The sequence below is a fragment of the Meiothermus rufus DSM 22234 genome (assembly GCF_000423425.1).
Taxonomy (GTDB): Bacteria; Deinococcota; Deinococci; order Deinococcales; family Thermaceae; genus Meiothermus; species Meiothermus rufus.
In genome coordinates this window covers 29378-52337 of the sequence record NZ_AUHY01000007.1, presented here as the reverse complement: position 1 = coordinate 52337, position 22960 = coordinate 29378, and the positions used below count along the sequence as shown (strand labels likewise).

General features: G+C 62.3%; 22 protein-coding genes and 1 pseudogene. 4 read left to right on the top strand and 19 right to left on the bottom strand.

Annotated features, from left to right (window positions below; genetic code table 11):
- Positions 1 to 165: 165 nt before the first annotated feature.
- Entirely contained in the window at positions 166 to 1713 is a 1548-nt protein-coding gene (locus G552_RS0101860; RefSeq protein WP_027881469.1) for a polysaccharide biosynthesis tyrosine autokinase, read from the top strand.
- Between the two features lie 48 nt (positions 1714 to 1761).
- Here G552_RS0101860 and G552_RS0101855 read toward each other — a convergent pair whose 3' ends face one another.
- From G552_RS0101855 to G552_RS0101825, 7 genes are all read right to left on the bottom strand, one after another.
- Positions 1762 to 3048: a PEGA domain-containing protein gene (locus G552_RS0101855; RefSeq protein ID WP_027881468.1), complete on the bottom strand. Its 1287-nt coding sequence runs from the start codon at positions 3046 to 3048 to the stop codon at positions 1762 to 1764.
- Positions 3049 to 3058: 10 nt separating this feature from the next.
- Positions 3059 to 3412 (bottom strand): hypothetical protein, encoded by a 354-nt coding sequence (locus G552_RS0101850; RefSeq protein WP_027881467.1) that lies wholly within the window; start codon positions 3410 to 3412, stop codon positions 3059 to 3061.
- Positions 3413 to 3426: 14 nt separating this feature from the next.
- Positions 3427 to 3942 (bottom strand): hypothetical protein, encoded by a 516-nt coding sequence (locus tag G552_RS0101845; protein WP_027881466.1) that lies wholly within the window; start codon positions 3940 to 3942, stop codon positions 3427 to 3429.
- A 92-nt stretch (positions 3943 to 4034) separates the two neighbouring features.
- A complete protein-coding gene (locus G552_RS0101840; protein ID WP_027881465.1) occupies positions 4035 to 5285 on the bottom strand; it encodes an E3 binding domain-containing protein in 1251 nt (416 codons plus the stop codon).
- Between the two features lie 135 nt (positions 5286 to 5420).
- The gene (locus G552_RS0101835; RefSeq protein WP_027881464.1) at positions 5421 to 7079 is read right to left on the bottom strand and encodes a 30S ribosomal protein S1; all 1659 of its coding nucleotides are present in this window, start codon (positions 7077 to 7079) and stop codon (positions 5421 to 5423) included.
- Positions 7080 to 7299: 220 nt separating this feature from the next.
- Positions 7300 to 7983 carry a molybdenum cofactor biosynthesis protein gene (locus G552_RS0101830; RefSeq protein WP_027881463.1) on the bottom strand — a complete coding sequence of 228 codons (684 nt, stop codon included), beginning with the start codon at positions 7981 to 7983 and terminating at the stop codon, positions 7300 to 7302.
- Between the two features lie 33 nt (positions 7984 to 8016).
- Positions 8017 to 8946, bottom strand: coding sequence for a DeoR family transcriptional regulator (locus G552_RS0101825; RefSeq protein ID WP_027881462.1), 930 nt, complete (start codon positions 8944 to 8946; stop codon positions 8017 to 8019).
- 230 nt (positions 8947 to 9176) lie between these two features.
- On the opposite strand from G552_RS0101825, the gene G552_RS0101820 reads away from it, so the two are divergent.
- The gene (locus G552_RS0101820) at positions 9177 to 10538 is read left to right on the top strand and encodes an ammonium transporter (RefSeq protein ID WP_051195636.1); all 1362 of its coding nucleotides are present in this window, start codon (positions 9177 to 9179) and stop codon (positions 10536 to 10538) included.
- A gap of 10 nt (positions 10539 to 10548) precedes the next feature.
- Positions 10549 to 10899: a P-II family nitrogen regulator gene (locus tag G552_RS0101815; protein WP_027881460.1), complete on the top strand. Its 351-nt coding sequence runs from the start codon at positions 10549 to 10551 to the stop codon at positions 10897 to 10899.
- 43 nt (positions 10900 to 10942) lie between these two features.
- Here G552_RS0101815 and G552_RS16680 read toward each other — a convergent pair whose 3' ends face one another.
- The 5 genes and pseudogenes from G552_RS16680 to ppsR all read right to left on the bottom strand — a co-directional run bounded on the left by G552_RS16680 (position 10943) and on the right by ppsR (position 14850).
- Complete coding sequence (locus tag G552_RS16680; RefSeq protein ID WP_245575080.1) at positions 10943 to 11239, bottom strand: hypothetical protein; 297 nt, start codon at positions 11237 to 11239, stop codon at positions 10943 to 10945.
- A gap of 852 nt (positions 11240 to 12091) precedes the next feature.
- Positions 12092 to 12331: pseudogene (locus G552_RS17050) on the bottom strand (hypothetical protein); the annotation flags it as partial.
- Positions 12332 to 12533: 202 nt separating this feature from the next.
- Entirely contained in the window at positions 12534 to 12770 is a 237-nt protein-coding gene (locus G552_RS0101805; RefSeq protein WP_027881458.1) for a hypothetical protein, read from the bottom strand.
- Positions 12771 to 12815: 45 nt separating this feature from the next.
- On the bottom strand, positions 12816 to 14003 hold the full coding sequence (locus G552_RS0101800) for a serine-tRNA(Ala) deacylase AlaX (RefSeq protein WP_027881457.1): 1188 nt from the start codon (positions 14001 to 14003) through the stop codon (positions 12816 to 12818).
- 31 nt (positions 14004 to 14034) lie between these two features.
- Positions 14035 to 14850 carry a posphoenolpyruvate synthetase regulatory kinase/phosphorylase PpsR gene (ppsR, locus tag G552_RS0101795; RefSeq protein WP_027881456.1) on the bottom strand — a complete coding sequence of 272 codons (816 nt, stop codon included), beginning with the start codon at positions 14848 to 14850 and terminating at the stop codon, positions 14035 to 14037.
- Positions 14851 to 14984: 134 nt separating this feature from the next.
- Here ppsR and ppsA point away from each other — a divergent pair, with 134 nt between their 5' ends.
- Positions 14985 to 17363: a phosphoenolpyruvate synthase gene (ppsA, locus tag G552_RS0101790; protein WP_027881455.1), complete on the top strand. Its 2379-nt coding sequence runs from the start codon at positions 14985 to 14987 to the stop codon at positions 17361 to 17363.
- Here ppsA and G552_RS0101785 read toward each other — a convergent pair.
- The 7 genes from G552_RS0101785 to tkt form a co-directional block, all read right to left on the bottom strand.
- Positions 17360 to 18142: a class I fructose-bisphosphate aldolase gene (locus G552_RS0101785; RefSeq protein WP_027881454.1), complete on the bottom strand. Its 783-nt coding sequence runs from the start codon at positions 18140 to 18142 to the stop codon at positions 17360 to 17362. The two genes, ppsA and G552_RS0101785, sit on opposite strands and share 4 nt — an antisense overlap.
- The gene (locus G552_RS0101780; protein ID WP_027881453.1) at positions 18142 to 18417 is read right to left on the bottom strand and encodes a hypothetical protein; all 276 of its coding nucleotides are present in this window, start codon (positions 18415 to 18417) and stop codon (positions 18142 to 18144) included. Before G552_RS0101780 ends, G552_RS0101785 begins: the two co-directional genes overlap by 1 nt.
- A gap of 8 nt (positions 18418 to 18425) precedes the next feature.
- A complete protein-coding gene (locus G552_RS0101775; protein WP_027881452.1) occupies positions 18426 to 18701 on the bottom strand; it encodes a hypothetical protein in 276 nt (91 codons plus the stop codon).
- Complete coding sequence (locus G552_RS0101770) at positions 18698 to 18997, bottom strand: Dabb family protein (RefSeq protein WP_036270127.1); 300 nt, start codon at positions 18995 to 18997, stop codon at positions 18698 to 18700. Before G552_RS0101770 ends, G552_RS0101775 begins: the two co-directional genes overlap by 4 nt.
- Complete coding sequence (locus G552_RS0101765) at positions 18997 to 19743, bottom strand: HAD-IA family hydrolase (protein ID WP_036270126.1); 747 nt, start codon at positions 19741 to 19743, stop codon at positions 18997 to 18999. Before G552_RS0101765 ends, G552_RS0101770 begins: the two co-directional genes overlap by 1 nt.
- A gap of 371 nt (positions 19744 to 20114) precedes the next feature.
- Entirely contained in the window at positions 20115 to 20825 is a 711-nt protein-coding gene (locus G552_RS0101760) for a 2-phosphosulfolactate phosphatase (RefSeq protein ID WP_027881449.1), read from the bottom strand.
- Positions 20825 to 22819 carry a transketolase gene (gene tkt / locus G552_RS0101755; RefSeq protein ID WP_036270125.1) on the bottom strand — a complete coding sequence of 665 codons (1995 nt, stop codon included), beginning with the start codon at positions 22817 to 22819 and terminating at the stop codon, positions 20825 to 20827. The genes G552_RS0101760 and tkt overlap by 1 nt, the downstream gene beginning before the upstream one ends.
- Positions 22820 to 22960 lie beyond the last annotated feature (141 nt).

The following is a 22960-nucleotide window of genomic DNA, read 5'->3' as shown; positions in this document are numbered from 1 at the left end:
CCCTTTTCGCACCACCAAAGCTTGCGAACCCAGGCCCTTGCTTCTTAACGGCGCCTTTTGCTTGCCCACCTTCCCACCTTACCAGAAGTATCCAACCCTGGTTATGCTGGCTTGCAGGATATAACCCGCTTTTCTTCGGCGCCGTGTCTATAATCAGGTGAAGTTATGATTTTCCAGATTCCCCAGGAGCCCGAAATAGATCTGGTGCGTTTAGGACAGATTCTACGGCGCAACTTTTGGAGGCTGTTGCTATTTTCTGCCGCGTTGGCTTTGCTCACCTTCGCGATCTCCTGGTGGCAGGTGCCGACTTACCAGGCCAGCGCTCGTCTACTGGCCGCGCAAAGTAGTGCCTTCACAGGAAGCGGTTTGCTGGGCACCATACCCTCGCAAAGCCTGATTGATGCTGCTGCCTATCGGGAAGCTGCTCTGAGCAGTCTGGTTCTAGCCCGCACCCTCCAGACTGTAGGATTGAGCAGCGAACCTGCTGACCTCGAGCGCTTTACTCGCAAGGCCCGGGTACGCACTATCGAGGGGCAAAACGCCAATGTCATCATCCTCAGTGTGCGAGATACAAATGCACAAAAAGCCGCTGAGCTTGCCAACGCCTGGGCCAGCAGCTTGATGCGCTGGGACGATGAACGTGTGCGGGGCAGCTTTGGTAACTATCGGGAGTCTTTGGAGGCTCAACTGGCAGTGGTGCGGAACCAAATTGCTCGCGAGGGCAACCGCACCAACGAGGACTTTTCGGGCTTGCTGGCCTCCTTGCAGCGGGATATCGATCTGGTTCGGGCATTGGAGCGTAGCGCCAGTGGCCAGCTCTCGCTTATTGACCAAGCTATCCCACCAGTTCGGCCTGCTAGTCCCCGTCCTGCGCTGTATGGGGCGGTGGCCTTCGCTGTTGGTTTGGTGTTGGGATTGGGCCTGCTGCTGCTACGCGAGGCCAGCGCGCGCTCCATCCGCAATGCCGAGGAAGCCTTTCAACTGACGGCACTGCCCATTTTGGGTGAGTTTCCCAATAAACCCGCTGCAGGCCGCAGTCTTTCCCCTGAGGTGGCCAGTTACCTGTATATCAACATTGCTCACAGTATGTCTGCAGACGCCCCGTGCATTCTGGTGGTCACTAGTCCCGCAGCCCTCGAGGGCAAGAGCAGTGTGGCTTTGAGCCTGGCTCGTGCTTGTGCCATGGCGGGAAAGCGCACGCTATTGGTCGACCTCAACACTCGTAGGCCGGTTTTACACCAAGAGTTTGGTATCACCCAAGGACAGGATATTGTCCATGCTCTGTCTAGCCTGCCACACGTTCAGCCCCAGCCTGTTTTGGTGGAAAATAACCTCTATCTGATTTCCTGCCTGCGCCCGCTGGAGAACCCACCCCGGCTGTTATCTGAGCAATTCCGCCATTTTGTAGATTTTTCAAAGGATGCCCGCTTATACAAGGTCATCATTTTGGATACTCCTCCGGTTTTGGCAGTTACCGATGCCTTAATTGTTGCTCCCTATGCCTCTGGGGTGTTGGTGGTGGTGCGGGAGGGGCAGACCGATCGGCGCCAATTGCGCTTGGCCCTCGAGGTGCTCAAGCGGGTAGGCGCCCAGACCCTGGGCCTGGTGATGAACCAGGTACGTGACAGTCAAACCCTACCCAAATCAGATAGAGCATACGAGAGCAGCAAGACAACAGGTCTACTCAGAGCGGCTACAGAGGAAAAGCAATAATATCGAGTTCGCTCCGCCTAAGGCCAGCCTAACCCAACATTAGTAGAGCTAGATTCTACATCCAGACAGCACCACCTGGCCGCGCACCAGAAGGCGGCCAAGCTGCCCTAGCTCCCAGGTGTAGGTGTTGTTGCTGTAGACCAAGGGGGGGCCAGCCTGTACCAATGGCAAGGTGTGGAAGGCCCCATCGTAGAAAATACGCACCTGGTTGCTGCTGATGTAGTTCACGACCAGGGTGCCCCCCTGGCAGGTGTAGGTAAAGGAGCCCGAGGGAGGGCGCACCGGCACCACAGGCTGCACCGGCTGTACCGGTTGAACAGGCTGCACAGGTGGAGGTGGCGGCGCAAGGCTAACCAGCGCAATGTTTAGCCGGGTGGTGCGCCCAGGCTGAATGACCACAGTGGTGCGGAAGGGGCTGTAGCCGCTCCGCCGCAGCTCTAGCGTGTAGCTGCCGGGGTTGAGGGTAAGGTTGAGGGGAGTGCTGCCCACCTGTCGGCCATTGACCAGCACCTGGGCCCCGCGGGGGGTGCTGTCTACCGACAACACTCCGGTGGGGGGTGGGGTAGCCACCAGCGCTAGGTTGAGCCGGGTGACCTGGCCAGCCTGGATGGTGATGGTGGTGCGCAAAGGCTCGTAGCCACTGCGGCGCAGCTCGAGGGTGTAGGTACCCGGCAGCAGCTCGAGGGAAAGGGGAGTCGTGCCTACCACCCGGCCATTAAGGAGCACCTGGGCCCCGCTGGGGGTGCTGCTCACCGAGAGGGTGCCGGTGCTAGGGGGTGGCGGTACAAGCTGCCCGGCGATGAAGTAGGCCTCGTCGGTGACCCAGTCCTGGCTGGGAAGGGGTGTGACCACAATGGAGAGAGCCTGGGCCAGGTTGCGCTCGCCCTGGATGCGGGCCCTTCCAGTCTGGATGTCGATAATTTCGGAAACGTCCAGCGGGCGGCGGCTGGCCACAGCCAGTACCCGATCCTGGCCCGCCGGGCCCTCCACGGTAAAGGTATAGCGGGCTCCGGGGCCGGGGAAGGTGCGCACCTCGCCGGCTTGCAAAAGGTTTTGCTGCTCGAAGGCGTTGGGCAGAATCCCGCTAATCTCCCCGGTAGCCCGCACGCTGAAGAGGTACACATAGGCTGGCTGTGTGACCTGCACCGAAATCTGGATGGGCTCGCCAAACTGGTAGACCGGGTTCCCGGTTTTGCTCGGGTCTTTGTCTACCCAGACCCGCACCTGAAGGTCGGGCGGGGGCACCGGGTTCACGATGATGCTCTGCGGGCGCAAGGGCTGCGCCAGGGTCGAAGAGAGCAGTGCCAGGCCCAAAATGCCCAGGGCTTTTTTCATACTTCCTCCGCTACAAAGCACAATTGCTTAGCACCACCCGGCCCCCCACCGAGAGGGTGCCCCGGCTGCCGGTCCACTCCCAGGTGTAAGCCCCGCCGCTAAAGAGCAGCGTAGGGCTGCGGCGCACCACGCTCAGGTTCTGGAAGGCCGCATCGTAGAACAGCCGCAGGTTGTTGCTGTCCAGGTAGTTCACCACCAGCGTGCCCCCGCTGCAACGGTAGGTGAAGGTTCCCGGCCCCGGGGTGGCGATGCTGGGCTGGGCAGGGGTTACAGGCCGCACTGGCTGCGAGGGTTCTTCCTCGATAAGGAGGATGCACGAAGAAAGGCCGAAGGCCAGCAAAAGAAGCAGAAGCGGGCGCAACATGGGGCTAGTCCTTTCTAGGGGCAGTTGGCGTAGGTGTCGTAGGTGTAAGTGCCGCGATAGGTCACCCCAGCCGTACTAACTACCTCGACGGTGACCTCGGTCTCGCCATTTTTGGAAGCAGGTGGTGGGTTGGTAGTTACGGGGGGTGGTAGAACCGGCACAACGGTGATGGAAAACGGCTGCAAGCTCTGGGGAATTCTGGGTTGGCCAAAGGTCAGCTTGCCAACAAAGGTGTACGTTCCATTTGAATAGGAAAGGTCAGCTTTGGGACGAGGCACAAGAAGGGTTATGCCGGAGATGTTGCCCTTGTAAATTTCGGTGATGCTTTGGATGCGATCCGGGTCGGGAGCTCTAAAGCTATAGCGTATGTAGGTATCCTGATTGGTACAAAAAACATACGCGCCGTCTGGGGTACGCTGCCAGTTGCTGTCGAAGCTGAAGTTGGACACAGGTAGCGAGACCGCGACAATACAACTGGAAAGCAGCAAGGCGAGGGTTGCGAATAGGAGGGGAAGGGTGAGTTTTTTCATACCTCGAGCATACCCCAGGATGGCGGGAGAATACAGGCCGACCTGGCGTGTCTTAAGGGGAAGTTAAGCACGCCAGGAAGGGTAAAGCCCGGCTAGGCCAGCAGAATGGGGCGCTCGAGGTAGTAGGCGATGCGCTCCAGGAGTTTACCGGCCAGATGGGCTTCCATTGGGCCAGAAAGCGAGAGCAAGGCCTGCCCGCCATTGGCCCGGCCCAGGGTAAGGGTGGGCACCCCGGGGAAAATGACTTGGTCGAAGGGGCTATCCAGGAGCGAGAGCACCGCCAGGCCCTCGCCTGGCTCAGAGGCCAGGTTAAGCGAGTCGAGGGTGCCCCGCAGGGAAAGGGCCGGGGCCACCCGCAGGCTTTTGAGCTGATCGCCCTCGAGGCTGGCCTTGGTGGGGCGCAGGGGGGTCTGGGTGTCGGCAAGGGCTTTGTCCACCGCACGGTAAAGCAGGGGATACACGCCCACCTCCACCCGCCAACCCTCGCTTAGGGTCTGGGCTGCCTCCTGGGCTGGGCCAATGCTCACCAGCCTTTGCCAGACCGGAACCCGCAGCACTTGGGCCTGCGCTGGGGCTGTCTCGGCCAGACCTGCGGAGGGCGCAGGGGTCGCCGCTGGCAGTACGGCCTCCTCGGGTTTGGGTGCGGGTGGGGTTTCGGCCCGTACGGTTTCGGTGTTGCTAAAGGTCATCCCCGCCTCTAGGGGGCTGGGGGGTGGGGCCTCCTCGGAAGGAGGCACGACCTCCTGGGTTTCCCAGACCAGCTTGGGGCTGCTGGGGGCCTCGAGGTCGCTCTCGGGTGGTAAGGGGGGCAGCCCAGCTAGCTCGGGGTTTGCCCTAGGTTCTTCCCACTGGAGAGGGGGCAGGGGTTCAGGGGCCACCAGGGGCTCAGGTTCATCGAAGTTGGGTACAACGGATGGCTCAGGGGCCAGCGAGGGAGCCTCCTCGAAGGCTTCATCCACTGGGGGAACGGGAGGGGAGCCCTCTACTTCTGCGGGAGAAGCCTCCAGTTTCTCGAAGTCAAACTCGATGTCCTCCAGAGTGGGCAGCCCCGGGGTGGAGGGCGGTTCAGGGGGGGCGGAGGGCAGAAGCTCCCCTAGCTGAATGCCCTCTTTTTGGAGGACTGCCTGGGCCTGGGTCATGTCGAGTATGGTGTTCGAGGCGGGGGGGACTTCCTCTGGGGCTGGGGGCAGGTTAACCTCACCAGCCATGACCTTAGCCAGGAAAGCCAGGATGTCCCGTTCGACCACCGTTCCGTCCGGGCCAGTGCCCTGAATCTGACGCCAGTTGATGCCGTTCTCTTCCGCCAGACGACGGGCCAACGGGGTGATTTTGGTTTCGCTCATGCTTTCTACATCATAGCGCAGAAGACGTTCATCTCGCGTGCATAACTGGCGCAGAAGGTGTGGGCTTGCCATGGGCACTGCTGGGTCCAAAAAAGTGACGGGGAGATTCTGTTTCCCCGTCGCCATGTTTTGGGTTCAGGCTTTTTCTTTGTCCTGGTCTTCTTCCAGCTTGAGCTGGCTTAGGAGGTCGCCGAACACATCGCCCAGCTTAACGTTGGTGGTGGAGGCGGTGGCCACGTTGGGGTCGTAGTTGTTGTAGGCCGCGGTGCTGGTGTAGTCGAAGTCGCGCTCTTGCCCACGCCCTTCGCGAGCACCCCCTTTGCTCTTGGGGCGCTTGGGACGCTCAGCCCCTTTGGCTTCACGGCGGCCCTTGCGACCTTCGCCTTCCTCCTCAGCAAAGCTGGGCTGGGGTGGGGGCAAAAGGCGCTTGCGCGAGAGGCTGATGCGCTGCTCCACCGGGTCAATTTGAAGGATAACAGCCTCGACCTCGTCGCCTTTCTTGAACATTTCCGAAGGCTTTTCCACGCGCTCATAGGCGAGCTCGGAAACGTGGATTAGCCCTTCGATGCCCGGCTCGATTTCCACGAAGACCCCGAAGTCGGTGAGGCCAGTCACCCTGCCTTTGACTGGGGTGCCCGGGGGATAGCGGTCAGGCAGGCTCTTCCAGGGGTCGGGTTGGGTTTGCTTGAGCCCCAGGGAAAGGCGGCGCTCCACCGGGTCGATGCGCAGAACCTGGGCCTCGACCTCCTGCCCCTCCTTGAGGACCTCGCTGGGGTGTTTGGGGCGCTTGGTCCAGGAGAGTTCGGAGATGTGGATAAGGCCCTCGAGCCCCGGCTCAACCTCGATAAAGGCACCAAACTGGGTCAGGCCCACCACCTTGCCGTTGACCCTCGAGCCGATGGGGTAGCGCTCTGAAACGGTAAGCCAGGGGTCCTCGCGTAGGGCCTTCATGGAGAGGTTGACCCGCTCGCGCTCGGTGTCCACCGAGAGCACCTTGGCCTTTACAGCTTGGCCCTTTTGCACCACATCCTTGGGATGGTTGAAACGGCCCCAGGTAATCTCGCTGCGGTGCACCAGACCGTCCACCCCACCTAGGGAGACGAATACGCCAAACTCGGTGATCTCAACCACCTGGCCCTCAACGATATCCCCTTCTTTGAGGGAGGAGAGCACTCGCTCGCGGGCCGCTTTCTGCTCGGCCTCGAGCACGGTGCGGCGGGACAGAATAACCCGGCCTTTTTTGCGGTTTAGCTCGATGATCTTGACCGGAAAGGTCTGCCCTACGTATTCGTCGAGCTCAGGGGTGCGCTTGAGGTCTACCTGGCTGGCCGGTAGGAAGGCGCGGATACCCTCGATGGTGGCGACCAGGCCCCCTTTGACCTTCTCCTTCACCTGCACCATAACCGGTTCCCCCTGCTCAAAGAGAGCCTGTACCTTGGTCCAGCTCTGGTCGGCCTCGGCCCGCTTTTTGGAGAGCACCACCTGGCCGTTCTCGAGGTCAGCCCGCACCACATAGGCCGTGACGCTGTCCCCCGGCTTAAGCAGGTTTCGCAACTCCTCTTCGGAAAGCGGTTCGTCGGTGAGCTGGTTGAAGGGGATGATGGCTTCGGTGCGCGCGCCGATGTCTACCATCACACCGTCGTTGGTGACGAAAACCACGGTGCCGCTTATAATCTGGCCGCGCTGGACGGTCTTCTCGAGCCGGGCCTCTGCATCCTGCAGAGCCTGCTCCATGCTAAAAACCTGGGGTTCTTTTCCAGTTTCCACTGGAGTCTGGGTCGCTTGGTCTTCCATTCGCCTGTTTCCTCTCTGCCGTTACCTTCGGTCGCGCCAAAAACCCGCCCAGATCGCTCTGGGTTTGCGGCGGGATGTTCTGCGCGACGGGTTGTCTCACCAGGATACTAGACCCCAAGCTGAGACATACTTGCTAGTTATAGCACAGCTTTTCTCGTTTGTCCAACGGAAGAAGGCTGACGGTGTGCCTGTGCTGCTCTAGCTTAAAAGCAGCACACCCCTAAAGCTTATGCTCCTCAGGGGCATATCCCTCTACCCAGTAGGAGCCATCGGGCAAGAACTCCTTTTTCCACACCGGCAGGATTTGTTTGACCCGCTCGATACAGTAGCGGCAGGCCTCGAAGGCCTCGGGGCGGTGCGCCGAGGAGACCACAATCAAAATGGAGCCCTCTGTGGGTTTGACCTGGCCCAGCCGGTGCCACAGGGCGACCCGACCCAGCGACCAACGAGCCCGCATCTCCTCGATGATCTGTTGCATGACCTTCTCGGCCATAGAGGGATAGGCCTCGTATTCCAGGTGGGTTATGGCCTGCCCCTTGTTGGGGCTGCGGGTGGTGCCCAGAAAGCTGACCACTGCGCCGTAGGGGCCCTTGGCTGCCCAGTCTACCCAAGGCGCTACTTCCAGGGCCTCATAGGTGAGGCCAAAGCTATCCAGCGGTTCGCTCTTACCCCCACCTGAAACCGGAGGCAGGAAGGCCAGTTCATCGCCGTCCTCTAGTCTATCGCCAGCCTGGGCTAGCCGCTCGTTGATGGCTGCCACCCCTCCGGAAAGCTTCAAGGGGTACTGCTGCTCGAGCAGAGCCTTGGCCTCGGCCACGGTGGCGCCTTCGGGAAGCTCCAAAACAATCCGGGCTTGCCCAGCCTGCTCACGGAAAAGGGCAAAAAGCAATACCTGCACGCGCATAGAAAAGATTTTCAGGCTTCGGGGAGTGGGTGTCTAGAGTGGGCTCGAGGAGGGTGAAATTTTCCCCATATAGACCTGGCTCATGGCAAAAACCACCGACAGGGCCTTTTCATAGCGCATGCGTACCGGCCCCAACAGGGAAAGCTCGCCTACCCGGTCGCTTACCCCAATGCCAGCCTGGACTAAGGAGAGCCCTTCCTCCTCGCCGACCCGGACGTTTACGCCACCAGGAGGGGTGAGAGTGAGATCGCTGGGGGATTCAAACAGGGCGATGGCCTGGCGGAGAAACTTGGGGTTTTGTGCCTCAGGCTCGCTCAAAAGCAGGCTGACCCCCTCGCGGTACTCCTCTAGCCCACCCTGGGCAAAAGCCCGGCCAATGGCCTCGTAAAGCTCCATCATGGCCGGGGTGCTGGCCTTGATGGGCTGGCTAGCCCGGTAGAGGCGCTGTTCGGCCTCAGTCAGCTGGGCCTCGGTGGGGGTGAAGGACAGGTCGATCCGGGCCTCGCGTACCCGCCCCCCTTCCAGTACGGCCACGGCCAGCAGCTTGCCCGGGGCCAGGCAGGAGAGGTGAACCTGCAGCAGTTTGGGGGCCTGCTGGGCTTTGAGCCGCAGTAAGGCTGGGTAACCCGAGAGCCGGGAGGCCACCTGTACCAAGAGGATTTCCCGCCGGGTACCGGCCCCTTCCAGCACCTGGGCCAGCTTTTCCAGGGTGGCCTGCGGCAGCGGGCTAGGGGGGATTTTGGACAGGGCGTAGTGGCGAAAACCGGCGCGGGTGGGGATGCGTCCTGCCGAGGCGTGGGGCTTGCTCAGCATCCCCTGTTGCTCGAGCTCAATCAGCTCGTAGCGCACGGTGGCCGGCGACAACGACAACCGCTCTGCCAGTGCCCCCGAGGGTACCGGGGTGCGGGTCTGGATGTAGCTGTCCACCAGCAGATGCAGGATGCGCCGTCGGCGTTCGGTCATGGCCAATTTCAGTTTAGAACCAAACGCGCAGCCAGTGGTATGGCAAATCGCATTGTGAGAGAAAAAGATAGTCGAGTATAAGAAGACAAAAAGCAAAAATAGCCAAAACAAAACACCGTTATATGGATGGATATTGCAAAATGTAATCAAAAAAAAGGATAAGTGTTAAGAATAATGTTGACAATATGCCAGTGGGTACATTAACCTCGAGGCCAGGAGGTGGAGGAATGATGAAAAACCTTCGAATGCCAGCGTTTCTAGGGGCGCTATTGGCGGGGCTGGCCTTTGCCGAGGAGCTCGAGTTCAGTGCTGCCGACACCGCCTGGATGCTGGTAGCCACCGGCCTGGTTCTCCTGATGACCCCGGCCTTGGCCTTCTTCTACGGGGGGCTGGTGCGCTCGAAAAATGCCCTCAACACCATGATGATGAGCTTCTCTGCCCTGGGCTTTGTGGCGGTGGCCTGGGCCCTTTTGGGCTATACCCTGGCCCTTTCGGGGGAAGGGAAGTTCATCGGAGACCTGCGCTATCTCTTTCTTAACAACGTGGGCCTAGAGAACAAGGGAGCCATTGCTGATATCACCATCCCCCACCTGCTGTGGATGATCTTCCAGGGAACCTTTGCCATCATTACTGCGGCTTTGGTCTCTGGTGCAGTGGTAGAACGGATACGTTTCCCTGCGTTCCTGCTCTTTATCACCCTGTGGAGCCTGGCGGTGTACGCTCCCATCGCTAAGTGGGTCTGGGGGGGGGGCTTCCTGGCCGAGCTGGGGGCCTGGGACTTCGCCGGAGGAACTGTGGTACACATCAACTCCGGCATCGCGGCTTTGGTCGCTGCGCTGGTGCTGGGCGCGCGCAAGGACTTTGGCCGTCAGGCTATCCTGCCCCACAATGTGCCGTTTGTGCTTTTGGGAGCGGCCTTCTTGTGGTTTGGCTGGTTCGGTTTCAACGCGGGTAGCGCCTGGGCCGCCAGCCAGACGGCTGGTCTGGCGCTGGTCAACACCATTCTGGCCCCTGCGGCCACCATCGTGACCTGGTCGCTGATCGATCTGTTCCGCACCGGCAAGGTGACAGCGGTAGGTATGGCCACTGCGATTGTGGTAGGCCTAGTGGTGATTACCCCAGCCGCGGCCTTTGTATCCCCCCTGTTTGCCTTGGCGATGGGGGCTATTGGGGCTTTCCCTAGCTACTACGTGCTTTTGTGGCGGGCTAAGAGCGGTCTGGATGACTCGTTGGATGTTTTCGCCGCCCACGGGGTGGGAGGGATGACCGGGGCCATCCTGACCGGGGTGTTTGCCCAGGAATCGGTTAACGGCCTTTTCAACGGGCTCATCGCCGGTAACCCGGCCCAGGTTTTGATCCAGGCCTTCGCGGTGCTGATTGCCGTAGTTTACAGTGCCCTGATGACCTTTGTGCTGCTTAAGCTGGTGGGGGCCATCACCCCGCTTAAGGCCAGCGCTAAGGAAGAGGGCCTGGGCATGGACGTGACCCAGCACGGCGAGGAGGCCTACACCAGCGGTGAGGGGGCTATCCTGGTCAACACGGAAGCGGCCATGCCTGCGGCCAAACCCAAGCCGGTGGGGGGCACCGATTAGGAGGAGCCGGATGAAGCTCGTGGTAGCCATTATTCGCGGCGAGAAGCTAAACGATGTGTTGGAAGCTCTCTTTCGCGCCGAGGTGCGGGGGCTTTCGATCAGCCGGGTACAGGGTCACGGAGGGGAGACCGAGCGGGTGGAGACCTACCGCGGTACCACCGTCAAGATGGAGCTCTCGGAGAAGGTGCGCCTAGAAATTGGCGTCTCGGATCATTTTGTAGAGCCTACAGTGAAGGCCATTCTATCCTCGGCGCGCACCGGCGAGGTGGGCGACGGTAAGATTTTCGTACTGCCAGTGGAAAAGGTCTACCGGATTCGCACCGGCGAGGAGGATACCGCTGCGGTTACCCCGGTTTTCTAAATTTGTACGGCTCGGGAAGCCAGGTGCCCCGGTACCTGGCTTTTTACATTCTCTGTACGCTTAGCAGGCCGAGGAATGCCCCGGTATCAACCTCGCGAAGGTGGAGGCTCTGACCTGGGGCTACAGTCTGGCCGGGGGCAAAGGGAGTTTCGCCGAGCCAGAGGCGGAGGTGACCAGGGATGTGCAGCACCTCGAGGCCTTTGGAGGTGGGGCGTACCCAAAGACGCTCGAGGGCGGCGTCTTTGGTGGCTTCGCCTAGGTCGCATTCGTTGACCAGCAGAGGTAGGTATTTTCGTCGTCGCTCAGGAGCAGCGCCGAAAAAATCCAGACTGAGGGGCATGGGCAAAGCCGGGTTTGCAACCCTTGGGGTAGAGGAGGCCTGACGCTTGCGGACTAGGCCCAACCCTAGCAGCAGCAGGCCCAACAGCCCGGGGAGGCTCCACCATATCCGGGGCTGGCTTGGGGAGACCTCCAGGGGGGATGTTTCTGGCTGCCAAATGCTAGGCAGCTCCAATGGGGTCTTTGGGCCAGGGTCTTCCTGGAGGCCCACTGTATGAAGTGGGTTCACAGGAGTTGGGGGCTTTGCAGGTTCTTCGACGGGGGAAGGATTGGTTTGTACCGGAGAAGGCAGGGCTGCGGCTGGGTTTGTCGGCTTTAGGGAGAGAAGGGGAGCTGGCGAAAGCGAAACAGTATCCCGCGAATTTGCGGAAGGTTTGCTGCTATTCAGGGGGGATGGGGGAGAAGGGGACTGCGCTAGGAACGACGAAGGGGAGGGAAGCAAAGCTTCTGGTTGAAGCGGGGTGCGTTTGGCAGGCTCAGGCAGTGAGGCTTGTGTAGGTGGTGAGAGGGTGGGGCGGTGTAGGCCTACAGAAGGGCGGGGCTGAGGAGGGTCTGGCCTGGTTTGCGGGGGCGTAGGAGCCTCGGGGGTTGGTTGGATGACCAGCGTCTCTGCGGTTGTTGAGCCTTCGGTAAGCGCTTCGGTGCCCAAGTTACTGTACAAGACGGTGGGGATGACCAGGTGGTTTTGCACCTGACCCTTCCAGGCCGCACGGAAATCTGGGGGCAGGGAGCCTAGGGCGATAAGGGTGAGGGGGCAGTGGGGCTGGAGGGGAGGCATCTGGGGGGCTTGTGAGGAATTGTCCAGACCATCGGTGAAGAAAAAGAAGGCTCGAGGCTGGTCACACAGGGCATTGTAGACCTGGTTCAGGCTGTGGTAGAGGTGGCTAGCGTTGCCCTCGGCAGACAGGTTGCGGATGTAGCGCAGCATGGCTTCGCGCTGGTGGGGCAGCAAAAAGTGGGCAGCCTCCTGGGGTTCTCGTGCAAAGGTGATGATCTGCACCTCGGCTTCCTGGGCAACCTGTTCAGCGAAGCGTATCAGTTCACGCTGTACTTTGGGAAAAACCACCGCCCATCCATCCTCTCCCCCGATCATCGAGGCAGAGGTATCTACCAGAAACACGTACCGTCCTTCTCCAAGTGCAATTCCGATCAGCAAGAGCAAACCTAATAGCCTTTGCAGCAAACCTCTAGCAAGCATACTCTTTTCGCTCCATCGAAACGGGCTGGCTAGCCGATTGCAAGAGGCCGACCTCGAGCAGTTCCCTAACTTTACTGGAGGGTTGTGAAAGCCGTGCTTAATTCAGCCAGCGGCTGCGCTGATAAGGGCAGCGGGTCATCTCCCGACACCGCCTTCGGGCCTGGCGCAAAGCGGCCACCTCGGCAGGGTTTAGCCGCTCCTGGCAGACCGGACAGCGCAGGCGCAGGGTGGGTTGGAACCGGGTCAGCCAGCGGGAAGGCAGCAGCCCCCGGACTACCCGGAAGAGGAAGTACACCGCCAAACCCAAGAGCAAAGCAGCGACTAGGAAATCCATCTTGGCTTAGGATACGCGGCTACTTGCCGTTTCACCAAGGTAGGGCTAGGCCTTGGAAGGCGGTGCTTTGGGCTGAAGGTGGCGTTGGAACCCCTCGAGGGCCTGGTGCAGGGCGGCCAGGGGCAACACCCCCAGCTTGACCAAACTCCCCCCGCCCTTGGCCCCCAGGGGCTTCAGCACCTGGGCCCAGAGGGCCTCCAGGTCCTCGGGGCGGCTAGGGTGCTTGAGCAGCACGTAGCGGGCCTTATCCTCGGCCTGGGCTACCAGCAAAGCCAGCACCCCGGGCCATTCAGCCAGGCGCTTGCCCACACTATCCAGCACCAGGTTGGGTACCTGGGCCTGGATGGTTTTTTGCGGGAACTCGAGCAGAAGCTCGCGCATGATGCGCTCGGCTAGCTCGTCCTTGAGGGCTGCATTCTCAGCGCGCACCTTGTACCACGCCTCGCGCATGTTGGCTATGGGCTTTTCCAGTTCTAAGGGGCCGGTGCTAAACTTCTCGCCCAGCCGAGCCAGTACTTGGTGCTCCTGGTCGAAAAGCTCGAGGGCTTCCCAGCCCGCTACGAAGTAGATGCGGGTTCCGCCCTTGTAGCGCTCGTACTTGGTGATCTTGATAGGGCCTGCCTCTGCGCTACGGGATACATGTAGGCCGCCACAGGCTACCTTATCCCAATTTTCGATCGCCACCACCCGGATAGAGCCTCTTACCTTAGGGGCGCGGCGCAGGCCATGGGTTGGCACCTCCTCCTCGGCGATGAAGTAGCTGCGGACTGGGGTATTGGCGTAGACCGCCCAGTTGGCCAAGGCTTCGGCCTGCCGCAAGGTGGGCTCGTGGGGGGGATGGTCAAAGTCCATGGTGCACAGCGCGCTACCCATGTTGACCGCCACCACCTGCCACCCCCCTGCCCGCAAAAAGGCCTGCCCCAGGATGTGCTCGGCGGTGTGGCGCTGCATGTGGCGGTAGCGGCGGGGCCAGTTCACCTCGCCTACCACCCGCTCTCCTGGGGAAAGAGGGCCTGCCAGTCGGTGGATTATCCGGCCTGTAGCTTTGTTCTCCTCGAGCACCTCCTCTACCGCCACGCCACCCAGGGTACCGGTGTCGCAGGCCTGGCCACCGGAGGTGGGGTAGAAGAGGGTCTGATCCAGCACCGCGTAGTGAGCGCCGCCCTCGCTCCAAGCCTCTATGACCTGGGCTTCAAAGGTACTGGCGTAGGGTTGCTCCCAGTACAGCCGCATGGCCTTAGCTTAACGGACTGGGGCGGGCTCTTCATCTTACCCTTCGTTCCAACCCGGCACTTTGCACGATGCTGGTGGCAATCTCCTCGATGGAGGCGCTGGTGGTGTCGAAGTAGGGGATGCCCACCCGGCGGAAGAGCAGCTCGGCCCGCCGCACCTCGTACTCACACTGTTCAAAGGAGGCGTAGCGGCTACCCGGTTTGCGCTGGGTACGAATCTGGTGTAGCCGCTGGGGGTGGATGGTGAGGCCAAAGATTTTATCCTTGTAGGGCCGTACCGGCTCGGGCAGTGCTTCGCGCTCGAAATCCTCCTCGGCTAAGGGGTAGTTGGCTGCGCGCAGGCCGTATTGCAATCCCAGGAACAGACAGGTGGGCGTCTTGCCGGCCCGGCTGACCCCAATGAGGATTACGTCGGCCATCTGATAGTGCCGGTTGCCTAGGCCGTCGTCGGTGGCGAGGGCAAAATCTACCGCATCGATGCGGGTGAAATAGTTGTTGTCGGTGATGCTGTGCAGCCGCCCTACCCGGCCCGTGGGGGGCTGGCCCAGCTCGCGCTCGAGCTCCCCCAGATAGGTGCGGAACAGGTCGAAGTGCAAAGCCGGGGCCCTTTTTAGTTGGTCGTTGAGCGCAGGGTTGGCCAGGGTGGAGAAGACGATGGGTCGCACCCCGTCGCGCTGGAAGATGGCGTTGATTTCGTACAAGACCTGATAAACCTCCTCCTCGGTGTCGGTGAAGGGGCGCGTTACATAGCGAAACGGCACCCCCTCGAACTGGGCCAGCAGGCTGCGGGCTACCGACTCGGCGGTGAGGCCGGTATGGTCGGAGACGATAAATACGGTTCGCTCCATGGTGTGCTCCCGGGTAACAGTGTAGTTTATGAGTGTAGCGCCATTTACACAGAAAAGGGGGCATACCTACACCGAAAATACCCCCTCCATCGGGTTCCTGCCGCCCTCTACCATCGAAGGCATCGAGGTGGGCTATGACCTATATCCGTTGGTTTGAGACCCTGGGTATGAAGGACCTGGAGGTAGTGGGGGGCAAGAACGCTTCCCTTGGCGAGATGATCGCCAACCTGGCCCAAGCGGGGGTGCGGGTGCCCGGGGGCTTCGCCACCACCGCCCAGGCTTTCCACGACTTCCTCGAGCACAACCGCCTAACCGAGCGCATCCAGGCTGCGCTGGCCCAGCTAAACACCGACGATGTGGACGAGTTGGCCCGGGTGGGCGCGGAGATCCGGGGCTGGATCGAACAGGCTGAGCTACCCAAAGCCCTCGAGGTAGCCATCGTAGATGCCTACATCCGCCTCGAGTCCGCCACCCCGGGTGGCGGACTTTCCGTTGCGGTGCGCTCTTCTGCTACCGCCGAGGATCTGCCCGAGGCGAGCTTTGCCGGTCAGCAGGAGACCTTCTTGAATGTGCAGGGGGTTGAAAACGTGCTCTTGCATATCAAGAAAGTCTTTGCCTCCCTCTACAACGACCGGGCGATTGCCTACCGGGTGCACCACGGCTTTGCCCACCACCAGGTGGCCCTCTCGGCAGGGGTGCAGCGCATGGTGCGCAGCGATCGGGGGGCCAGTGGGGTGGCCTTCACCCTAGATACCGAGTCCGGTTTTCGCGATGTGGTGTTCATTACCTCGAGCTATGGCCTGGGCGAGATGCTGGTGCAGGGGGCGGTGAACCCGGATGAGTTTTATGTCTACAAGAAGGGTCTGGCCGAGGGGCGCAACACCATTTTGCAGCGCACCCTAGGGAGCAAGCTGCAGAAGATGGTCTACGCCGGGGTGGGCCAGGGGGTACAGGTCGTGGAGACGAGCCCCGAGGAGCGAAGCCGCTTCTCCCTTTCCGATGCCGAGGTGTTGGAACTAGCCCGGCAGGCTTTGCTCATCGAGCAGCACTACGGGCGGCCCATGGACATCGAGTGGGCCAAGGATGGCTTAGACGGCCGGATTTACATCCTGCAGGCCCGGCCCGAGACGGTGCAGAGCCGGAGCGGGCGGGTCATTGAGCGCTTCGAGATGAAGGAGCGGGGCCAGGTGCTGCTCACCGGTCGGGCGGTGGGGCAGCGCATTGGGGCGGGGCCGGTGCGGGTCATCCGCCACCCCCGCGAGATGAACCGGGTGCAGCCGGGGGATGTGCTGGTGGCCGATATGACCGACCCCGACTGGGAGCCAGTGATGAAAAAAGCAGCGGCTATCGTGACCAACCGGGGAGGACGTACCTGTCATGCGGCCATCGTGGCCCGCGAGCTGAACATCCCCGCGGTGGTGGGGGCAGCCGGAGCGACCGAGGTGCTTCGGGAAGGGCAGGTGGTCACGGTTTCCTGTGCCGAGGGGGATACTGGGCGGGTCTATGCGGGTACCCCTCGCTTTGAGCTGCGGCGCATCGAGCTGGATAAAATGCCAGATATTCCGGTCAAAATCATGATGAACGTGGCCAGCCCTGAACGGGCCTTCAGCTTTGCCCGCTTGCCGAATGCGGGGGTAGGGCTGGCCCGCTTGGAGTTCATTATCAACAACGTAATCGGCATCCACCCCAAGGCCCTACTCCACCCCGAGCGGCTCGAGCCCAGCCTGCAGGGCGAAATTGCCCGCCGTAGCGCGGGGTATGCCAGCCCCGCCGACTTCTTCCGCGAGAAGCTGGCGGAAGGCGTGGCTATGATTGCTGCGGCTTTTGCCCCCAACCCGGTAATTGTGCGGCTGTCGGACTTCAAGTCCAACGAGTACGCCCACCTGCTGGGGGGTCAGCTCTTTGAGCCCAAGGAAGAGAACCCCATGATTGGCTTCCGTGGGGCCTCTCGCTACCGCTCGCCGGAGTTCGCCGAGGCCTTTGCCCTGGAGTGCCAGGCCCTCAAGCAGGTGCGCGAGGAGAAGGGCCTGACCAACGTCTGGATCATGGTGCCTTTCGTCCGCACGGTGGGGGAGGCCAAGGAGGTCATCGAGATTCTGGCCCGCCATGGCCTTCGGCGAGGGGAGAACGGCCTCAAACTGATCATGATGTGCGAGGTGCCCTCCAACGCCATTTTGGCCGAGGCCTTCCTCGAGCTTTTCGATGGCTTCTCCATCGGTTCCAACGACCTGACCCAGCTCACCTTGGCCCTCGACCGCGACTCGGGTCTGGTGGCCGACCTTTTCAACGAACAGGACGAGGCGGTGAAGTTCCTGCTCTCCCGGGCCATCCAGACGGCCCGGCAGATGGGCAAGTATATCGGCATCTGCGGCCAGGGGCCTTCCGACCACCCTGAGTTTGCCCTCTGGCTGGTTGAGCAGGGTATCGAGAGCATCTCGCTCAACCCCGACAGCGTGCTGGAGACCTGGCTTTACTTGGCCGAGCGGAAGCCTCAGGCCGCGATGGGTGACTAGGCAGGGTGCAGCATTTGCATTAGGGTCTGAACCAGCCCTTTGGGGTTGGGGTGTTGCAGGATGTTTCGCCCGTAGACCAGGCCGCGAGCCCCTTGGGCCAAGACGGCCCGGGTGCGCTCCAGGAGCAGCTCTTCCGGTACCCGCCCGCCACCCCGGGCCAGTACGGGCCGCCCAGCGGCGGCCTCCACCACCTGGTGGAAGGCTTCGATGGGCTGGGTGAAATCGGCCTTGATTAGGTCAGCCCCTAACTCCACCGCCTGGCGCACCAGAGGGACGATGCGTTCAGGACTGCCCTCCACCTCGTAGCCGCCGGGTCGCAGCACCAAAGGTTCCAACATCAGGGGCAGGCCGTAGCGCTCGGTGAGGGGCTTGACCCGGGCGATGTTGCGCAGGCAGTCGCGCAGAAGGTGGGCCTCCCCTTCAACCCACAAGAGGTTCAGTACCACGGCAGCCGCGTCTAGGCGTAAAGCCGCCTCGAGGCCCTCCTCGACTAGTTCAGCAAAGAGCGCCCCCGGGGTACTGCCGTAGGCGTTGGTACTGTCTAGCCGCAGCACCAGGGCGGGTTTGGGGTGGATGGGCTGGCGGTAGAGCAGGGGGGCCTGGCCTGGCGAGAGCTGTAGGGCGTTGGGGCCAGCCTGGGCCACCGTGTGCAAGGCGGTTTGGAATTGGGCCAGCCCGGGTAAGAAACTCCCCTCGCCGAAGATGCCGTGATCCAGGGCCACGTTTAAGCAGCGTCCACTAGGGCCGAACAGGCGGTGTAGACGAGGTTTGGCCAGCATCAGTCCAGGTCGTTGGAGAAGCTTTCGTAGCCGTTTTCTTCCAGCCAAGTTTTCATCTCGTAGGGGCTACGGAAGGCCGGGGTGGGCTGGGGGCCTTCCATCCAATGGGGCCGGGCCTCGGGTGGGGGGGTTTGGCTCCAGTAAAAGTAGTACAGCGCCCAGTAACCTTGTGGGTCGTGAAAAATTACCGCATCGCCAAAACCATCTTGCAGGTGCCGCGCGGCGCGGGCCTTGGCCTCGGCAAAGGGCATCTCGTCGTACTCGCGAATGGGCATAGGCGCTCCTATTTCGACTCGTTGATGTAGAGCTGGTAGCCGTTTTGCTCGAGCCAGCTCGCTAGGGCATGGGGTGGTGGGAAGCCCTCGAGGCCCTCCTTAGGCCCCTCGACCCAGTCGGGCCGGGCCTCTGGGTCGGGACGTACCCCAAACAGGTAGTACAGCCCGTAGTAGCCGCCCACTCCAGCAAGCACCAGGCCCTCCCCATACCCATCGGCCATGACCCGCTGGGCCTGAGGCTCGGCCTCGGCATAGGGCATCTGGCGGAAGACTTCTGTTCTCATACCTCCTCCAGGGCGTAATCGGTGGTGATGCGGTCGGGGGCCAGGGGCCGGAAGACCTGGTTGGCAAAGGCCTGATGCAATGGGTGGTCGCGGTAAAGGGGAATGACCGCTTCGTTCTCGAAGGTCACCACCAGCAGATAGCGGTAGCGGGCCTCCCGTGCCACCGCCTGACCAAAGGTAAGCCCCTGCACGCCGGGAATCTGGGTCAGCACCTCTCGGGCCTGCCGGGCCATCTGGCGCACCTCGCTAGCCTCGGCCTCAGCGTTGAAGACGATGGTGTGGAGCACCGCTGGCATCAGCCCACCCCCACCTGCAGCCAGGTTTGCAACAGGGCCGGGGTCACCACCACAGGGCCTTTATCGGGGCCCCAGAGCACCTGGGCCGGTTTGTCCGGCTCGCCCAGGTGTTCCACCACCGCCAAAGCCCCCTCGAAACGCTGGTCGTCGGTGTAGAAACTGGGGGTGATGAGCACCGGCAGCCCGGCCCGCTGGGCCGCCACCAAGCCGTTGTGTGAGTCCTCGAAGGCTATGGCCTCCTGGGGGGAAAGCCCCAGGCGGCGCAGGGCCTGTTGGTAGACATCGGGGGCTGGTTTCTTGGCCGCCACCATATCCCCGGCCACGATGACCTCGAACCAGCCCTCGGCCCCTGGCCCGGCCTGGGCCAGCAGGGCCAGCACATTGGGCAGCGAGGTGGTGGTGGCGATACCCAAGCGCAGCCCGGCCTCCCGCGCCTCTTGCCACAGCCGCAGCACCCCTGGGCGGAAGGGAACCCGTCCTTGGGCCACGAGCTGGTTGTAAATCTCGGTCTTGCGCTGGTGAAGCTGGGCGATGCTGGCCTCGAGCAGTTTGGGGCATTCTGGGCAGTGGTAGAGGTAGTGGGCGATACGTTCCTTGCCCCCGGTCACCCACAATAGCCGCCGGTAGAGGGATTGGTTCCACTCGATTTCCAAGCCCGCCTCGGCAAAGGCCAAGTTGAAAGCCTCGCGGTGGGCCTCCTCGGTTTCGGCGATGACCCCGTCTACATCGAAAATAAGCGCTTTCATCAAAATTCTACCGCCCAAAGACCCCTGCCTTCAGGCATGGGGAGGAGGACGGCTTTCCTCCTTTCGTGGGATGGGCTAGGATGTGCTTAGGGGTAGAGCTACCCCAGAGAACCTTTACAGTCGGGGTATGGGGTTCCAGGCACGACACCGCCTTGCCTGGGTAAAACCCTGAGGGCTTGCTTCGAACGCACCTCCAACGGAGGATGGCTTTACACGGAGCATCTACTATGCCCAAAGAGCGGGCTCGATGGGCAGGGGCCGCTGTAAACCGGCCCAGGGTTGCGCTGTAGCAACCCGGATTCTGAGGGTTTCGTCTTTGCATCTTCTTCCCTCGGAAAGCCCCTGGCTTTAGCCATGGGATAGTTTACCTCTCACCCCTCAAAGACCAGGGCCTCGCCCTGGCGCTCCTTCAGACGGGCCACCCGGGAGGAGAGGTTCACCTGGGCGCAGAAGGCCACATCGGCCCCCAAGCCCACCTTCTTTAGGGCCTGGGCGGCCTCCGAGAGGGGCAGCACCCGTTGGGGGTCGAGGTAGTGCCAGCAAAGTTCCAAAGCCAGCCGGGTGGCGTCGCCCACCGGGGTTAGGCCCTCCTGTTGTAACAAGTCGGCCAGCACCCCGGCGGTGTAGAGGTCATCTAGGCCCAAAGCCCCTTCCTTGCCCGCACAGAGAATAGCCACCTCCTTCTGGGCCCGCCGCAGGGCCTCCTGAACCGCTGCCTTGGCATTGAGCAGTGCAGCCAGCAAGACCTCCCGGGCGCTCTGGGTGGCCAGGTGGGCGGTCTTGGTGCCGTTGGTGGTGGACTGAACGACGACCCGGCCTGCTACCGGGGCCTGCCGGGCCTCGAGGGGGCTGTTGCCCAGGTCGAAACCCTCGGGCTTCAGGCCCCCCACCTCGCCCACCAACACCTCGCCGTTTTGCCGCAGGCGGCGGGCTTTGTCCAGGTGATCCGTAAGCCACAAGGCCCGGGCCCCGGCCTCGAGGAGCATGGTGGCCGTGCTGGTGGCCCGGATCACGTCCACCACCAGCACCACATCGTCGAAGCGCAGGCCCGGCTGGGGTAAAGGTTCCACCCGTAGGCGCATCAGCCCTCCATTTGCTCGGCGAGCAGCTGCAGCAAGGCTTGGGCCACGCTGCGGGCACGGAAACCGAGGTTCTCGTAGACCGCTGGATAGGGGGCGCTGGCCCCGAAGTGGTCGAGGCCCAGCACCGCATCGGCGTAGCGCTCCCAGCCCAGGCTAGCCCCGGCCTCCACCGCCAGGGTGGGCAGATGCCGGGGCAAAACCGCCTCACGGTAGGAGGGGGGTTGGGCCTCGAAGGCCTCCCAGCAGGGCAGGCTCACCACCCGCACCGGGATGCCCTCTTGCTCCAGGAGCTTCTGGGCCTCCAGGGCCAGGGCCACCTCGCTGCCGGTAGCCACGATGACCGCTTTGGCATTGGGCCGCTCAGAAAGCACGTAACCACCCTTCAGGCTGCCTTCGGCCCCGGCCAGCGTGTCGCGCTCGAGCACCGGCACCGCCTGCCGGGTCAGCACCAAGGCGGTGGGGCCTTCCTTGCGTTCCAGGGCCAGCCGCCAGGCGTAGGCGGTCTCGAGGGCATCTGCCGGGCGGATCACCCAGAGGTTGGGCATGGCCCGCAGGCTGGCCAGATGCTCGATGGGCTGGTGGGTGGGGCCGTCCTCGCCGATGGCGATGGAGTCGTGGGTGAACACGAAGATACTGGGGGTGCCCATCAGTGCGGCCAGCCGGATGGCCGGGCGCATATAGTCGGAAAAGACGAAAAAGGTGCCGCCATAGGCCCGGTAGCCCCCGTGCAGGTTAAGCCCGTTCAGGATAGCCCCCATGCCGTGCTCCCGCACCCCGTAGTGGAGGTAGCGGCCTGTAGGGTTCTCCGGCGAAAATGAGTGCATCCCCTGGGCTTGGGTGTTGTTGGAAGGGGTCAGGTCGGCGCTACCCCCCAGAAGCTCGGGCAGGGCTGGGGCCAGGGCATCGAGCACCTTGCCGCTGGCGGCACGGGTGGCGATTTTGCCGCTAAAGCCAGGGATGAGCTTTTCCCACTCGAGGGGCGGCAGTTCCCCTTGCAAGCGGCGCTTTAGCTCCCTCGCCTCCTGGGGGTAGGCTTCGGCGTAGCGCGCCATACGGGCCTTCCAGTCGGCCTCGAGGCGCTGCCCCCGGCCAACGGCCTCGCGGAAGTGGGCGTAGATTTCCGTGGGAATCTCAAAGGGGGGGTGGGCCCAGCCCAGGTTCTGCCGGGTGGCCTCGAGGGCCTCTGGGCCTAGGGGCTCGCCGTGCACTTTGTGGCTGCCAGCCTTGGGCGAGCCAGCCCCTATCACCGTTCGCACGGCAATAATCGAGGGCCGGGGATCGGCCTGGGCGGCCCGCAGGGCCTGGACGATAGCCGCTGTGTCCGCCCCATCCACCCGGCTACAGTGCCAGCCGTAGGCCTCGTAGCGCCGCAGCACATCCTCGGTAAAGGCCAGGTGGGTGGGGCCGTCGATGGAGATATGGTTGTCGTCCCACAGCACGATGAGCTTGCCCAGCCGCCAGTGCCCAGCCAGGCTACAGGCCTCGCCTGAAACCCCCTCCATTAAGTCGCCGTCCGAAGCCAACACGTAGGTGTAGTGGTTCACCACGGTGTGGCCAGGCCGGTTGAACTCGGCGGCCAGCTTGTGCTCGGCCAGGGCCAGCCCCACCGCAGTGCTGATGCCCTGGCCCAGCGGCCCGGTGGTGACCTCCACCCCCGGGGTGTGGCCATGCTCGGGGTGGCCGGGGGTGGCCGAGCCCCACTGGCGGAAGCGGCGCAGCTCGTCCAGGGGCAGATCGTAGCCCGAGAGGTGCAGCAAGGCATACAGCAGCATGGAGCCGTGCCCTGCCGAAAGCACAAAGCGGTCGCGGTCGGGCCAGTGGGGGTTGGTGGGGTTGTGGCGCAGGAACTGCGTCCAAAGCACATAAGCAGCCGGGGCCATGCCCAAAGGCATGCCGGGGTGGCCGCTTTTGGCCTGTTCAACCGCATCCGCGGCCAGCATGCGGATGGCGTTGATGGCCTGGGTCTGGGTGTGCAGCAGGGGGGCGGTCTCCATGCGACTCCTTTCACAAGAGGCCCTTGTGGATAGAGTCTAGGCTGGCCTCCCTCCAAAACTCAACGGCAAACAAAAAGCAAGTCAATAAGCTCTGCTTATAGATAAGCCCACCCGGCTGGGGGAAAAGGGCTTGTTTGCTTG